Origin of the sequence: Rhizobium sp. CBN3, assembly GCF_030518245.1 — a bacterium.
Lineage (GTDB): Bacteria > Pseudomonadota > Alphaproteobacteria > Rhizobiales > Rhizobiaceae > Rhizobium > Rhizobium aethiopicum_A.
Genome location: NZ_JAULSE010000021.1, coordinates 25,916 through 40,476 on the forward strand (window position 1 = coordinate 25,916; position 14,561 = coordinate 40,476).

Below are 14,561 nucleotides of genomic sequence, written 5' to 3' on the forward strand. Positions count from 1 at the left end.
TTCGGCTTTTCATGGCCAAGATGTGCCCCCACCGGTGGACGTAATTGCTGCATTGCGATATTGGGGCCACCGTTTGCGTATATGGGAGCAGTAATATCATGATCGGACTTGTGCTTGTCACTCATGGCAAGCTGGCTGAAGAGTTTCGTCATGCTGTCGAGCACGTCGTCGGTCCTCAGAAATTTATCGAGACGGTCTGTATTGGCCCCGAAGACGATATGGACCAGAGACGGCAGGACATTCTGCAGGCCGTTTCCGGCGCCGATGACGGCCATGGCGTCGTCATCCTGACCGACATGTTCGGCGGCACGCCGTCCAACCTCGCCATCTCGGTCATGAGCAGCGGCCATACTGAAGTCATTGCCGGCATGAACCTGCCGATGCTGATCAAACTCGCCGGCGTACGCGGGGAGAACAACATGGAGAAGGCGCTGGTGGAGGCTTCCGAAGCCGGGCGGAAATATATCAATGTCGCGAGCCGCGTGCTCAGCGGAAAATAACGGCGCTTCATGACATCGCTTTCCCGGGAACTCCTTATCATCAACAAGCGCGGCCTTCATGCTCGCGCTTCCGCTAAATTCGTGCAGATGGTCGAGAATTTCGATGCAGCCATCACCGTTTCCAAGGATGGAATGACGGTCGGCGGCACCTCGATCATGGGTCTCATGATGCTTGCGGCAAGCCCCGGCTCCAGCGTCGTCGTCTCGGCAAGCGGCAGCCAGGCTCAGGAAGCCCTGGAAGCGCTGGATCAGCTGATCCAGAACAAGTTCGGCGAAGAAATGTGAGCTCGGCCGAGTTCATATAAACATATAAAGACTTCTTTATATCCTTATTGCCATCCCGGGCGAAGCCTGCTAAACGGCGGATATGCCGTGCGCTTGCTTGCGCCTGCGCCAATTTTTGAGACGTTTTTCAGCCTGGAGACCTCTATGAGCACTGAAAAAGATTATGTCGTCGCCGATATCGGGCTTGCGGATTTCGGCCGTAAGGAAATTACGATCGCCGAAACCGAAATGCCGGGGTTGATGTCGTGCCGCGCCGAATTCGGCGAGACAAAGCCGCTGAAGGGCGCGCGCATCACCGGCTCGCTGCACATGACCATCCAGACGGCCGTGCTGATCGAAACCCTGGTTGCGCTCGGCGCCGAAGTCCGCTGGGCCTCCTGCAATATCTTCTCGACGCAGGATCATGCCGCTGCCGCGATCGCCGCCGCCGGCGTGCCTGTCTTCGCCATCAAGGGCGAGTCGCTCGAGGATTACTGGGTCTATACCGACAAGATCTTCCAATGGGCCGATGGCGGTCTTTCCAACATGATCCTCGATGATGGCGGCGACGCCACCATGTACATCCTGCTCGGCGCCCGCGCCGAAGCCGGCGAGGACGTGCTCTCCAACCCGCATTCGGAAGAAGAAGAAATCCTCTTCGCCCAGATCAACAAGCGCCTCGCCGCTTCGCCGGGCTGGTTCACCAAGCAGCGCGATGCCATCAAGGGCGTCACCGAGGAAACCACGACCGGCGTCAACCGCCTCTACCAGCTCAGCCAGAAGGGCCTGCTGCCCTTCCCGGCGATCAACGTCAACGACTCCGTCACCAAGTCGAAGTTCGACAATAAATACGGCTGCAAGGAATCGCTGGTCGACGGCATCCGCCGCGGCACCGACGTGATGATGGCCGGCAAGGTCGCCGTCGTTTGTGGTTACGGCGACGTCGGCAAGGGTTCTGCCGCTTCGCTCTCCGGCGCCGGCGCCCGCGTCAAGGTGACGGAAGCCGATCCGATCTGCGCCCTGCAGGCCGCCATGGACGGCTATGAAGTCGTGCTGCTCGAGGACGTCGTTTCCTCGGCCGATATCTTCATCACCACGACCGGCAACAAGGACGTCATCCGCATCGACCATATGCGTCAAATGAAGGACATGGCGATCGTCGGCAATATCGGCCACTTCGACAATGAAATCGAAGTCGCCGCGCTGCGGAACCTCAAGTGGACCAATGTCAAGCCGCAGGTCGACCTGATCGAGTTCCCCAAGGGCAACCGCATCATCCTTCTCTCCGAAGGCCGTCTGCTCAACCTCGGCAATGCGACAGGCCACCCGTCCTTCGTGATGTCGGCTTCCTTCACCAATCAGACGCTGGCGCAGATCGAACTCTTCACCAAGCCCGGCCAGTACGAGAACAAGGTCTACATTCTGCCGAAGCATCTCGATGAGAAGGTCGCGCGCCTGCATCTCGACAAGCTCGGCGTGAAGCTGACGGAGCTTTCTGCGGAACAGGCTGCTTATATCGGCGTCTCGCCGAAGGGACCGTTCAAGTCCGACCACTACAGATATTAATCTTATCGTTAATATCCACAAGATGTAGAAGCCGCGGCATTGACAAACGCCGCGGCTTATTTTTTGGCCGCTCCCTTCCCGCCGATTCCCTTCCGAAGTATTGTTTTAAGACTTGATTCGGGACGCCGGACGCCGTCCGACCGCTCCGAAAATGGGATGTCTTGTCGTAATGCGGCACATTGAAGGACGGAGACATACCGCGGATGTCGGAAATGAAAAACAGCCTGCACGGTCAGGCGGATGACGGCGCTCGCGCCGGTCGCCGCCCGCTCTCGGCAGGCCAAGAATATAAATCTGCAACGGCACGCGAGGCCGCAAAGCAAAAGCATGGATCATTGGCGCGCTTCCTGAAAACCTGCGCGGCCGGCACGGCGCTTGTCGGGCTGGCGCGGCCGGTTCTGGCACAAGGCGAGCAGCAGGCGGCCGCGGCTCACCTCTTCACCTCCTCGCAGGTCATCGGCGTTTCCGTCGTCATCGGCGTCATCTCGGCGGCGCTGCTTTCAACGTTGTGGCTCGTGCGCCAGCGCGGCAATCTGGAAAACGAGAGCCGCGAAATCCGCTCGGCGCTCTCCGATGCCCAGCAGCGCATTTCGCAATATCAGGCGCTGATCGCCGACAAGAACCGGCGGATCGTCATCTGGGACGGCAATGCGCGCCCCGAGCTTCTCGGCCAGCTTCCGCCCGAGACCGGCGCGCCGCAGGACGGCGAATTCCTCGCCTTCGGCCTCTGGCTGAAATCGCATTCGGCCGCCGATCTGGAAAAGGCGATCGACCGGCTGCGTGACGGCGCGCAGAGCTTTGACATGGTCGTCGAAACCATCCGCGATGAAATCCTCGAGGCGCAGGGCCGGGTTTCCGGCGGACGCGCCTTTGTCCGCTTCGTGGCGCTCAACAATCTGCGCGCCGAGCTTGCCGAACTCAGGATCGAGCGCGACCGGCTGATGACCTCGATCTCGGCCTTTCAGACAATGCTCGACGCGATCGACATGCCGGCCTGGCAGCGCGACCCGGCGGGCCGCCTCACCTGGGTCAACCAGGCTTATGGCGACGCGGTCGAGGCACGCTCGCCGCAGCAGGCGATCAATGAAGGCCGCGAGATGCTGACGACCGTGGCGCGCGAACGCATCCGCGCGACGGCGACGCCGGAATCACCCTTTCATGACACGATCTCGACGGTCGTGCGCGGCAACCGGACATTCTTCGACGTCGTCGACGTCAAGGTTCCCGGCGGCTCGGCCGGCATTGCGGTCGACGTTTCCGACATCGAAGCGGTACGCGCCGAGCTGGAACGGACGCTGAAGAGCCATGCCGAAACGCTCGACCATCTCGCTACACCCGTCGCCATCTTCGACGGCGAGCGCCGGCTGCAATTCTACAACCAGGCCTTCGTCGCCCTCTGGGAACTGGATATCGCCTTCCTCGAAGGCCGGCCTGATAATAGCGAGTTGCTCGAACGGCTGCGGGCAGCCAAGAAGCTGCCGGACCAGCTCAACTGGAAAAGCTGGAAGGAAGCCGCCCTTTCCGTCTATCGCGCGCTCGACACGCAATCGGATCTCTGGCACCTGCCCAACGGCCAGACGCTGCGCGTCTTCGCCACCGCTCATCCGCAGGGCGGCGCCACCTGGGTATTCGAAAATCTGACCGAGCAGGTTGATCTCGAAACGCGCTACAACACGCTGGTTAAGGTACAGGGCGAGACGATCGATCACCTTTCCGAAGGGGTGGCGGTATTCGGGCCCGATGGACGTATCCGCCTGTCGAATCCGGCCTTCCGGGCGCTCTGGGGCATTACTGAAACCGAAGCCAAGCCCGGCACTCATATCCGCGCGTTGGGCGAGGCCTGCGCGCCGTCTTATGACCGGCCGGACGGCTGGAAGACCTTCGCGGAACTGATCACCAGCTTCGATGACGAGCGCCGCTCGAGCCAGGGGACGCTGGAACTCTTCTCCGGCCTCGTGCTCGATTACGCCGTTATCCCGCTGCCGAACGCGCAGACCATGCTGACCTTCGTCAACATGACCGACAGTGTGCGGGCCGAGCGGGCGTTGACCGAGAAGAACGAGGCGTTGCGCAAAGCCGATGAGTTGAAGAACGATTTCGTTCAGCATGTTTCCTATGAACTTCGCTCGCCGCTGACGAATATCATCGGCTTCACCGATCTCCTGCGCACGCAGGGCGTCGGGCCGCTGAACGACCGGCAGGCCGAATATATCGATCATATCTCGACCTCGTCCTCTGTTCTGCTGACCCTCGTCAACGACATTCTCGACCTGGCGACCGTCGATGCCGGCATCATGCGGCTCAACTATGCCGAGATTGATCTGAACGACCTGCTCGACGACGTCTCGATGCAGATCGCTGACCGGCTGCACGAAAGCGGCGTTGCGCTTGAAATCACCGCCCCCGCCTATCTCGGTTCGATCGTCGCCGATCCGCAGCGGTTGAAGCAGATCCTTTTGAAGCTGCTTGCCAATGCGGCGAATTTCTCGCCCGAGGGCACCTCGATCTCGCTGGAATGCCATCGCGAAGGCACGGATTTCGTCTTCTCCGTCCGCGATCGCGGCCCCGGTATTTCGCCCGACATGATCGCGACGGTCTTCGACCGGTTCGCGACCGGGGCTAAAAGCGGCAAACGCGGCGGCGCCGGCCTCGGCCTGTCGATCGTCGACAGCTTCGTCAGCCTGCATCATGGCGACGTGACGATCGACAGCGAGCCGGGCAAGGGCACGACGGTCGTCTGCCGTATCCCCTCGGTCAACATACCGCATTCCGCCGCCGCCGAATGACGACTGACGATACGATCTCGCTGTTCCTGAAGGACGAAGCGGCCACGGTTCGCCTCGGCGAAGACCTGGCATTGGCCTTGAAGGCCGGCGATTGTCTTGCCCTGTCGGGCGATCTCGGCGCCGGCAAATCCTCGCTTGCCCGTGCGATCCTGCGTGCCATTGCCGATGACGATGGGCTCGAAGTCCCGAGCCCGACCTTCACACTGGTGCAATCCTACGACCTGCGTATCCCGGTTTCGCACTTCGATCTCTACCGGCTCGGCGATCCCGGCGAATTGACGGAGCTCGGCTTCGACGAGGCCCTGCAGAACGGCATATGCCTCGTCGAATGGCCGGAGATGGCGGCGAGCGAGTTGCCTGAGGAATGCATCACGTTGACGCTGACCCATGAAGGCAACGGCCGCCGGGCGACGATCAGCGCCGCCGGCGCACAGGCTTTGCGCATCCGGCGCGTCCTGGCGATCCGCAATTTCCTCGAAGACGCAGGCTGTTCCGATGCCAAACGTCGCTTCCTGACTGGCGATGCGTCGCTGCGTGCCTACGAGGCGATCTATCGTGAGAGCATCAAGGGCCGTCTCATCCTGATGGACTGGCAGCCGCATCCCGAGGGACCGCCGGTCCACGACGGCAAGCCCTATCCCAAGGTCGCACATCTGGCACAGAACGCCTATCCCTTCGTTGCGATTGCCAATGCGCTGCGCGAACGGGGATTTGCGGCGCCGGAGATTTATAAGGTCGATTATGACAAGGGCATCCTCTTGATCGAGGATCTCGGCACCGAAGGCGTGCTCGATGACGAGGGGCGGCCGATCGTCGAGCGTTACCGGCAAAGCGTCGCCTGTCTTGCCCATCTTCATTCCATGCAATTTCCGCAGGATATACCGGTTTCCGCCACCCATAGGCATCACATACCGGACTTCGATCGCACGGCGATGAAAATGGAAGTGCAGCTTCTGCTCGACTGGCACATTGCCTGGAAGCGCGGCACCGCCCCCTCGGAGGCAGAGCGCAAGGAATATCTGGCGATCTGGGACGCCCTGATCGATGAACTTGCCACGGTCGAAAAGAACCTGCTGCTGCGCGATTTCCACTCACCGAACATCATTTGGCGGCCGCAGGAGCCGGGCATCAGAAAGATCGGCCTCATCGACTTCCAGGACGCCATGATCGGGCCCACCGCCTATGACCTTGCCTCCATTGTCCAGGACGCCCGCGTCACGATCGAGCCGCAGCTTTTCCGGCAGCTGATGGATGATTATATGGCGCTTCGCCGCAGACAGGGCGGCTTTGACGAAGTCGGATTTCTGAAAGCATGGGCGATCATGTCGGCGCAGCGCAATTGCAAGCTTGCCGGTCTCTGGGTGCGGCTGCTGCAGCGGGACGGCAAGCCCGGCTATCTCAAACATATGCCGCGCACACTCGCTTATCTGAATGTCGCGCTCGAGCACGAGGCGCTTACCCCCTTGCGTGATTGGTGTGCAAGGGCTGGAATAGGCCAGAGCGAATCATAAGTTCCGGATCAAGATGACCATCAGACAAGCCATGGTACTGGCCGCGGGTCTCGGGACCCGCATGCGCCCGATCACCGATACGATTCCGAAGCCGCTGGTGAAGATCGACGGCAAGCCGATGATCGACTATTCGCTGGACGCGCTGGTTTCGGCCGGCGTCGAGCGGGCCGTCGTCAACGTTCACCATCATGCCGAGCAGATGCTCGAGCATCTCGGCAAGTATCGCGGCCTCGACATCGTCATATCGGACGAGCGGGACGGGCTGATGAATTCCGGCGGCGGACTGGCGAAGGGCCTGACGCTGCTGGACCGTGACGACATCTTCGTCATGAATGCCGATCTCTTCTGGATCGGCGAACAGCCGGGACGGCCGACGAATCTGCAGCACTTAGCCGGATTCTTCGACGCAGAGCACATGGACATGGCGCTGCTTTGCGTCAGGATTGAGGATACGACGGGTCACAACGGCAAGAACGATTTCAGCCTCGCTGCAGATGGCCGGCTGACGCGGTATCGCGACGATCCGTCCAATCCCGTCGTCTATGCCGGGGCGATCGCCATGAATCCGGCACTGCTTGACGATGCGCCAAAGGATCCTTTCAACCTCAATATCTATTTCGACAAGGCGATCGCGGGCCGACGGCTGTTCGGCATTATGCTCGAAGGCCATTGGCTGACGGTGGGAACACCAGAGGCGATCGGCGAAGCGGAGGAAACGATCCGCCGATTGCGGGCGTTCGCGTGAGCTCATGGCGGACCGGCACCAGCCACGCATCCTGACGATCTCGGCGGGCCTCCCCTTCCTGAAAACGCTGGCGACGACGCTTTGCGACGGACGCCTGACGCCACTCTTTCGGCATGAGCCCGATGATTCGCTGTCGCTCGCCAGGGTGACGATCTACCTGCCGACCCGCCGCGCCGTGCGTGTGCTGCGGTCGGAATTCGTCGACCTGCTCGGCGGCCGCTCGGCGATCCTGCCGGTGATCCGTCCCCTCGGCGAAACCGATGACGACAGCGGATATTTCGAAGAGGCGCTGCCGGCAACGATCGATCTCGCCCAGCCGTTGTCGAATACCGCCCGGCTCTTGGAACTGGCGCGGCTGATCCTTGCCTGGCGAAACAAACTGCCGGAGATCGTCCGCCATATCCATTCCGACTCGCCCCTCGTTGCGCCGGCAAGCCCGGCGGACGCGATCTGGCTCGCCCGCAACCTCGCGGAGCTGATCGATTCCATCGAAACAGAGGATCTCGACTGGACGGAACTGTCGAAACTCGACACCGGCGACTACGCCGCCTGGTGGCAGCTGACGGCGGAGTTCCTGCAGATCGCCAGCGCCTTTTGGCCGGAGCGGCTTTCCGAGCTTGGCAAGTCCTCGCCGGCGCGGCACAGAAACGCCATTCTGCGGGCCGAGGCAGCCAGGATTTCTGCGGCGAAGCCGGCGGGGCCGATTATCATCGCCGGTTCGACGGGTTCGGTCCCTGCCACGGCCGATCTCATCGCCGCCGTTGCCAATCTGCCCGAAGGCGTGATCGTCCTTCCCGGCCTCGATCTCTCCATGCCCGATAGGCATTGGCAAATGGTGGCGCCGGAACCGGCACCGGGCCAGCATGCCAATCCGGCCAGCCGGAGCCATCCGCAATATGGCCTGTCCTCGCTGCTGAAGAGGCTGAGGCTGACGCGAGCCGACATCAGCCTGCTTGAGAGGCCGGAGGCCGATCTCGATCGGCGCGCCGAAATCCTCTCGTGCGCGCTCGCCCCGGCAGAGGCGACCAGCGACTGGGGCGCCTGGAAGGGCGCGCTCCCCGAGGGAGCGCTGGATTCAGCCTTCGGCGATGTTTCGCTGATCGAAGCTGCCAATGAGCGCGAGGAAGCAACCGCAATTGCCATCGCGCTCAGGCTGGCGCTGGAAAGACCAGGCCAGGACGGCGAAAGCCGGGCAGCGCTGATCACGCCGGACCGCAATCTCGCCCGTCGGGTGATGGCCGAGCTTTCCCGCTTCGGCATCCTCGCCGACGATTCGGCCGGCACGCCGCTTTCGGCCATGCCGCAGGGCACCCTGCTGCAACTGCTGCTGGAGGCGGCGCTGCGGCCGGGCGATCCGGTGGCGATCGTGTCGCTGCTCAAACATCCGCTGGCGCGCTTCGGCCTCGACCGCGATGCCCTTATTTCCGCCACCGAAGCGCTCGAACTGCTGGCGCTGCGCGGCGGTGTGGCGGAGGTGGATATCAACACACTTGAATTGCTCCTGACCCACCAGCTCGGCGAACAGGCCCTCGACCGCCATCCGCCGCAATGGCGCAAGGCGCTGCCAACCGAGGCCGCCGAGGCCGCATCCGAGCTTGCCCGCCGGGTTACCCGCGCAACCGAGCCGCTTGCTTCCGCGCTGGTCCGGCACCGGCCGGAGGAGCGCGGCAAGACGGCAAGTTTCACGCTGTCCGAATGGGCGAAGCGGACCGGCCGTTCGCTTGAAGCGGTCGCGGCAGATCCGCACGGCAATCTTGCCGATCTCTGGTCGCACGAGGCAGGCGACGCCCTTGCCTCGCTTCTCAGCGAAGTGATCGAGACGAACGGCCAGATGGAGGCCGACGGGCCGCAATGGATCGACATCATGGCCGCGCTCGCCGCCGGCCATGCGGTGAAGCCACGGGCACTCAGCCATCCCCGTCTCTTCATCTTCGGTACGCTTGAAGCCCGCCTGCAGAGTGTCGACACGCTGATCCTCGGCGGGTTGAACGAAGGCTCCTGGCCAGGGCAAAGCGCCAACAATCCCTTCATTCCGCGCATGATGAAGACGGAGATCGGGCTCGAACCGCCGGAGCGGCGCATCGGCCAGCTGGCGCATGATTTCGAGATGGCGAACGGCACGCGCCACCTGATCTATTCGAGAGCGCTGCGCCAAGGATCGACGCCGACCGTCGCCTCACGCTGGCTGCAGCGGCTGCTGGCGCTCGGCGGAGAGGCATTTGAGGCGGCATTGAGAGGGCGCGGTGACCGGTATCTGCAATGGGCCGGTCTCATCGATCGGGGAGAGGCCCAGGCTCCGGCGCAGCGGCCCTCGCCGAAACCGCCGCTGGCGCTGCAGCCGAAATCCTATTCCTTCAGCGAAGTCGGACGGCTGCGCCGCGATCCCTATGCGATCTATGCCCGTCGCATCCTGCGGCTCGATCCGGTCGATGCCTTCAACCGCGACCCGGGAGCGGCCGAACGCGGAACGCTCTATCACACGATCGTCGACCGGTTCGTCCGCGAGGCCCATGTGGCCGGCACGCCGGAGGCGGCAGCGGCGATGGAGCGGATTCTTACCGAGCTTTTCAACATGGAAAAGCTGCCGCCGCATATTGATGCCGTCTGGCGGCCGCGCTTTCGCGAGGTGGCCCGTGCCTTCCTCGAATGGGAAGCCGGACGACGTCCCGCCATCCGCAGGACGCTGACGGAAGTGCGCGGCGGCGTGGAGCTGGAGGCGATCAATATCCGGCTGAACGGCGTTGCGGACCGGATCGATATTACAGGACCGGGCGCGGCCGATATCATCGATTACAAGACCGGCTACAACCCCTCACCGGCACAGGCACGCGCGCTTCTCGATCCGCAGCTCGCGCTGGAAGCGGCGGCTTTGAACGCCGGCGCCTTCCGCGATGCCGGCAGTCTCATCCCGCAGGATCTGCTCTATGTCCGCCTGCGTCCGGGACGCCGGTTTCAGGTCGATACGGTGAACAACGAAAACTCGGCCCGCAGCGACAAGGCGAAATCGGCGATGGACCTTGCCGGGGACTCGATCGACCAACTGATCAAGTTCGTCAGTTTGCTGCAGTCCGGCGAAAAGGGCTTCACCTCGCGGCTCATTCCGGCGCAGCAATTTGATTTCGGCGGCGATTACGATCATCTCGCCCGTGTTTCCGAATGGTCGACGGCCGAGACCGAGGAAGGCGGCGGCGATGAGTGACCAGACCGCTCTTCCGACTGACGACGATCCCGGCGCCTGGATCGGCTGGACGACGATTCAGCAGGCAATCGCCTCCGATCCCGAGCGCTCGGCCTGGGTTTCGGCCAATGCCGGTTCCGGCAAGACGCATGTCCTGACCCAGCGTGTCATTCGTCTGCTGCTTGCCGGCGCGCGGCCGTCCGCCATTCTCTGCCTGACCTACACCAAGGCCGCGGCCTCCGAAATGTCGAACCGCGTCTTCGAACGGCTGGCGGACTGGGTGGTGCTTGACGACGAAGATCTCAGCCGGCGGATCATGCAGATCGAGGGTACGGCGCCCGATGGGCTGAAGCTTGCCGAGGCGCGCCGTTTGTTTGCCAAGGCGCTGGAAACGCCGGGCGGGTTGAAGATCCAGACGATCCATGCCTTCTGCGAAGCGCTGCTGCACCAATTCCCGCTGGAGGCCAATGTTGCCGGGCATTTCTCGGTCCTCGACGATCGCGCGGCGGCGGCACTGCTTTCCGATGCACGCCGGGCGCTGCTGACGGCGACCGCGCCGGAGGAAGGCAGCGCCCTTGCCGAGGCGTTCGCCTATGTGCTCAATCTCGGCGACGAATCCGGGCTGGAGAACCTGCTCGCCGACATCGTCGCTAACCGCAACGCGATTCGCCGCTTCACGGCGGCTGCCGAACGGCGGGGTGGCGTGGAGGCGGTTCTGCGCGACAGGCTCGGCCTTGCCGCGGGCGATACGGAAAGCCGGATCGCCGCGCAATATTGGCCGTTGCCGGAGCTTTCGGGCGGCATGCTGGAGCTTTATCTGTCGCTTGCCGACCACAAGGGCGGCGCCAAGGCGCAGGAGGTTGCTTATGGGCTCAGGCTTGCCGGCCGGGAGCGGGACGATGCCAGGCGCGCCGAAATGCTGGAGAAGATCTTCCTGACGGCAAAAGGCGAGCCGAAATCGGACTCGCAGTTCCTGGTCAAGGCCATGCTTGCGGAGGCGCCGCAGTTGACGGGTGCCATCGCCGCCGCCCGTGCGCATGTCGCGGCAAGCCGTGACCGGTTGAAAATGATGCGAATGTTCGGCGCCACGCAGGCCGCGCTGGTGCTCGCCGGTCGGCTGAACCACGACTACGAGGAGCTGAAGAAGCAGCGCAGCCAACTGGATTTCGAAGACCTGATCACCCGCACCGCCGACCTGCTGACGAAGAGTGGCGTCGGTCCCTGGATCCATTACAAGCTTGACCGGGGTATCGATCATATCCTCGTCGACGAGGCGCAGGATACCAGCCCGATCCAATGGAGCGTCATCCAGTCGCTCGCCGAGGACTTCTTTTCCGGCGAGAGCGCCCGACCGGTCGTGCGCACGCTCTTTGCCGTCGGCGACGAGAAACAGTCGATCTATTCTTTTCAAGGGGCGCGGCCCGAGCGTTTTTCCGAAGAGAGCGACCGGACGCGGCGGCGGGTCTCCGACAGCGGGCAGAGCTTTTCCTCCGTGCGGCTGCCGCTCTCCTTCCGCTCAACTGCCGACGTGCTCGAGGCCGTCGACCAGATCTTCAGGACATCGGATAATGCGCGGGGTCTCAGCGCTGTCGGCGAACCGGTCGTGCATCGTTCCAGCAGAATCGGGCATCCTGGCGCCGTCGACCTCTGGGAGATGGTCGCGCCTGAGGCGGTGGTGAAGGAAGAGGATTGGACGGCGCCCTTCGATGCGACGCCGGAAAGCGCGCCGGCCGCAATCCTCGCGCGGCGGATCGCCCATGCGATCGGCACGCTCGTCGGCCGTGAAACGATCGTCGACAAAGGCAAGGAGCGGCTGATCGAAGCCGGTGACATTCTTGTTCTGGTGCGCAAACGCGACGCCTTCGTCAATGCGTTGACACGCGCCTTGAAGCGCCGCGGCGACATTCCCGTCGCCGGCGCCGACCGACTGACGCTGACCAGCCATATCGCCGTGCAGGATCTGCTGGCGCTCGGCCGTTTTCTGCTTCTGCCGGAGGACGATCTTTCACTCGCTGCCGTGCTCAAAAGCCCGCTTTTCGATTTTTCCGAGGACGATATCTTTGCGATCGCCGGCCTACGGGGCGACAACGAGAGCGTCTGGAGCCATCTCAAGAGGTTTGCGGCCGACGGCACCGAACGTTTCCGTGCTGCCGTCGAAAGGCTGGAGCTGTTTCTTCGGCAGTCGAGGCATCTGTCGGTCCACGATTTCTATGCGCGCGTGCTGGGCAGCCATGGTGCGCGGCGGCAATTCCTCGCTCGTCTCGGCACCGAGGTCAGCGATATTCTCGACGAGTTCCTGACCTTTACCCTCGACCACGAGAGTTCCGGCCTTCCCGGGCTGCAATCCTTCATCTCGACGCTGGAGCTCGAAGCGCCGGAGGTGAAGCGTGAGCAGGACAAGGGGCGCAACGAGGTCAGGATCATGACCGTGCATGCCTCCAAGGGTCTTGAAGCACCAATCGTCTTCCTCGTCGATGGCGGCTCCAAGCCCTTCGCGCATACACATCTGCCGAAGCTTCGCCTGATCGAAACCGATCCGGACGAGCCGCCGCTGCCGGCCTGGGTTCCCGTCTCCGACCTCGCCAATTCGCTGACGCAAAACGATGCCGCACGCATCCAGATGCTGGCGGAAGAGGAGTATCGCCGGCTGCTTTATGTCGCCATGACGCGGGCCGCCGACCGGCTTGTTGTTTGCGGCTATCGTGGCGTTCGTGTGAATAACGATACCTGGCACATGATGATCTCAGCCGCGCTCAGCGAAGGCCATCCGCATGTGGAGGCGGCCACTTTCTCCGGCCCTGACGGCGAATGGCCGGGCATCCGCTGGCGCGTGCCGCGGGTGGAGCGGCGCTTCGAGCGTCTCGATCGCAACGAGGCGCGCGACAGTCAGGAGGCGTTGCCGGAAGGCCTGTTGCGGCCATTACCGCCGCAGGCTGAGCTGCCCCGTCCCCTCAGCCCATCCGGCGCCGGGACGATCGTCGACGAAGACGAGGGCAGCTTGTTTGTCGCTTCGCCGCTGTTCGGCGAGAAGGAGCGCAGCGATCGTTCGCTGGAAAAGGGCAGGCTGATCCATCGCATGCTGCAGGCGCTTCCCGACATTCCGCCGGTCGAACGGCCGGATGCCGCACGCCGCTATGCCGAGCGGGCGGCGCGGTTCTGGCCGGAAGCGGAACGCCGCCGGCTCGTCGATTCGGTTCTGAAACTAATGGACGAAGAGGGTCTGCAGCCGGTTCTCGGGGCAGAGACCCTGCCGGAAGTTTCGATCATGGGAACATTGACGCTTGAAGACAGGCGCTACGCGGTCTCCGGCCGTATCGACCGGCTCGCCGTGCTTGCCGATCGCGTCGTCATTCTCGACTACAAGACCAATCGGGTGCCGCCTTCGACCGAGGAGGCGATCCCTTTCGCACATAAGGCTCAGCTCGCGATCTATCGTGAGATCCTGGCGCCGCTCTATCCCGGCAAACGCATCGACTGCATGCTCGTCTATACCGAGAATGCGTCGCTCTATACGCTGAGCGAAAAGGCGCTCGGTTTGGCGCTTGCAGGACTCAAGACAAAGTGAAATACCGGACATTGAAAATTTGGCGCCGCACCATCACATGTGGTTCAACATCTTCTTCGGTCAAAGGAGCAGCCTATGGCTACCGTGAAAGTCGATATCAATAACTTCCAGTCGGAAGTTCTGGAATCCGCAGAACCCGTCGTCGTCGATTTCTGGGCTGAATGGTGCGGTCCATGCAAGATGATCGCTCCGAGCCTCGAGGAAATCTCCGTCGAGATGGAAGGCAAGATCAAGGTTGCCAAACTCAATATCGATGAAAATCCGGAACTCGCCGCCCAGTTCGGCGTGCGCTCCATTCCGACGCTTGCGATCTTCAAGGGCGGCGAAGTGGCCGATATTTCGGTCGGCGCCAAGCCGAAGACAGCTCTTTCGAACTGGATTTCGAACGCCGCCTGATCGATATCGTCTTCATATCGCATGAAAAAGCCCGGCTTCGACCGGGCTTT

The 14,561-nt window shown here is 62.6% G+C and carries 9 protein-coding genes; all 9 read left to right on the forward strand.

Annotated elements, in window-relative coordinates:
• Positions 1-98 precede the first annotated feature (98 nt).
• On the forward strand, positions 99-500 hold the full coding sequence (locus tag QWJ46_RS24760; protein WP_011423437.1) for a PTS sugar transporter subunit IIA: 402 nt from the start codon (positions 99-101) through the stop codon (positions 498-500).
• 9 nt (positions 501-509) lie between these two features.
• Positions 510-785 carry an HPr family phosphocarrier protein gene (locus QWJ46_RS24765; RefSeq protein ID WP_011423436.1) on the forward strand — a complete coding sequence of 92 codons (276 nt, stop codon included), beginning with the start codon at positions 510-512 and terminating at the stop codon, positions 783-785.
• Positions 786-929: 144 nt separating this feature from the next.
• Positions 930-2,330 (forward strand): adenosylhomocysteinase, encoded by a 1,401-nt coding sequence (gene ahcY, locus QWJ46_RS24770; RefSeq protein ID WP_302754390.1) that lies wholly within the window; start codon positions 930-932, stop codon positions 2,328-2,330.
• Between the two features lie 203 nt (positions 2,331-2,533).
• Positions 2,534-5,116, forward strand: a complete 2,583-nt coding sequence (locus QWJ46_RS24775; RefSeq protein WP_302754391.1) for a PAS domain-containing sensor histidine kinase — start codon at positions 2,534-2,536, stop codon at positions 5,114-5,116.
• Positions 5,113-6,627, forward strand: coding sequence for a tRNA (adenosine(37)-N6)-threonylcarbamoyltransferase complex ATPase subunit type 1 TsaE (gene tsaE, locus QWJ46_RS24780; protein WP_302754393.1), 1,515 nt, complete (start codon positions 5,113-5,115; stop codon positions 6,625-6,627). The genes QWJ46_RS24775 and tsaE overlap by 4 nt, the downstream gene beginning before the upstream one ends.
• Before the next feature lie 13 nt (positions 6,628-6,640).
• Positions 6,641-7,372 carry a nucleotidyltransferase family protein gene (locus tag QWJ46_RS24785; protein WP_302754395.1) on the forward strand — a complete coding sequence of 244 codons (732 nt, stop codon included), beginning with the start codon at positions 6,641-6,643 and terminating at the stop codon, positions 7,370-7,372.
• A 4-nt stretch (positions 7,373-7,376) separates the two neighbouring features.
• Positions 7,377-10,571 carry a double-strand break repair protein AddB gene (addB, locus tag QWJ46_RS24790; protein ID WP_302754396.1) on the forward strand — a complete coding sequence of 1,065 codons (3,195 nt, stop codon included), beginning with the start codon at positions 7,377-7,379 and terminating at the stop codon, positions 10,569-10,571.
• The gene (gene addA / locus QWJ46_RS24795) at positions 10,564-14,115 is read left to right on the forward strand and encodes a double-strand break repair helicase AddA (RefSeq protein WP_302754397.1); all 3,552 of its coding nucleotides are present in this window, start codon (positions 10,564-10,566) and stop codon (positions 14,113-14,115) included. Before addB ends, addA begins: the two co-directional genes overlap by 8 nt.
• 75 nt (positions 14,116-14,190) lie before the next feature.
• Positions 14,191-14,511, forward strand: a complete 321-nt coding sequence (gene trxA, locus QWJ46_RS24800) for a thioredoxin (RefSeq protein ID WP_064800143.1) — start codon at positions 14,191-14,193, stop codon at positions 14,509-14,511.
• The last annotated feature ends 50 nt before the right edge of the window (positions 14,512-14,561 follow it).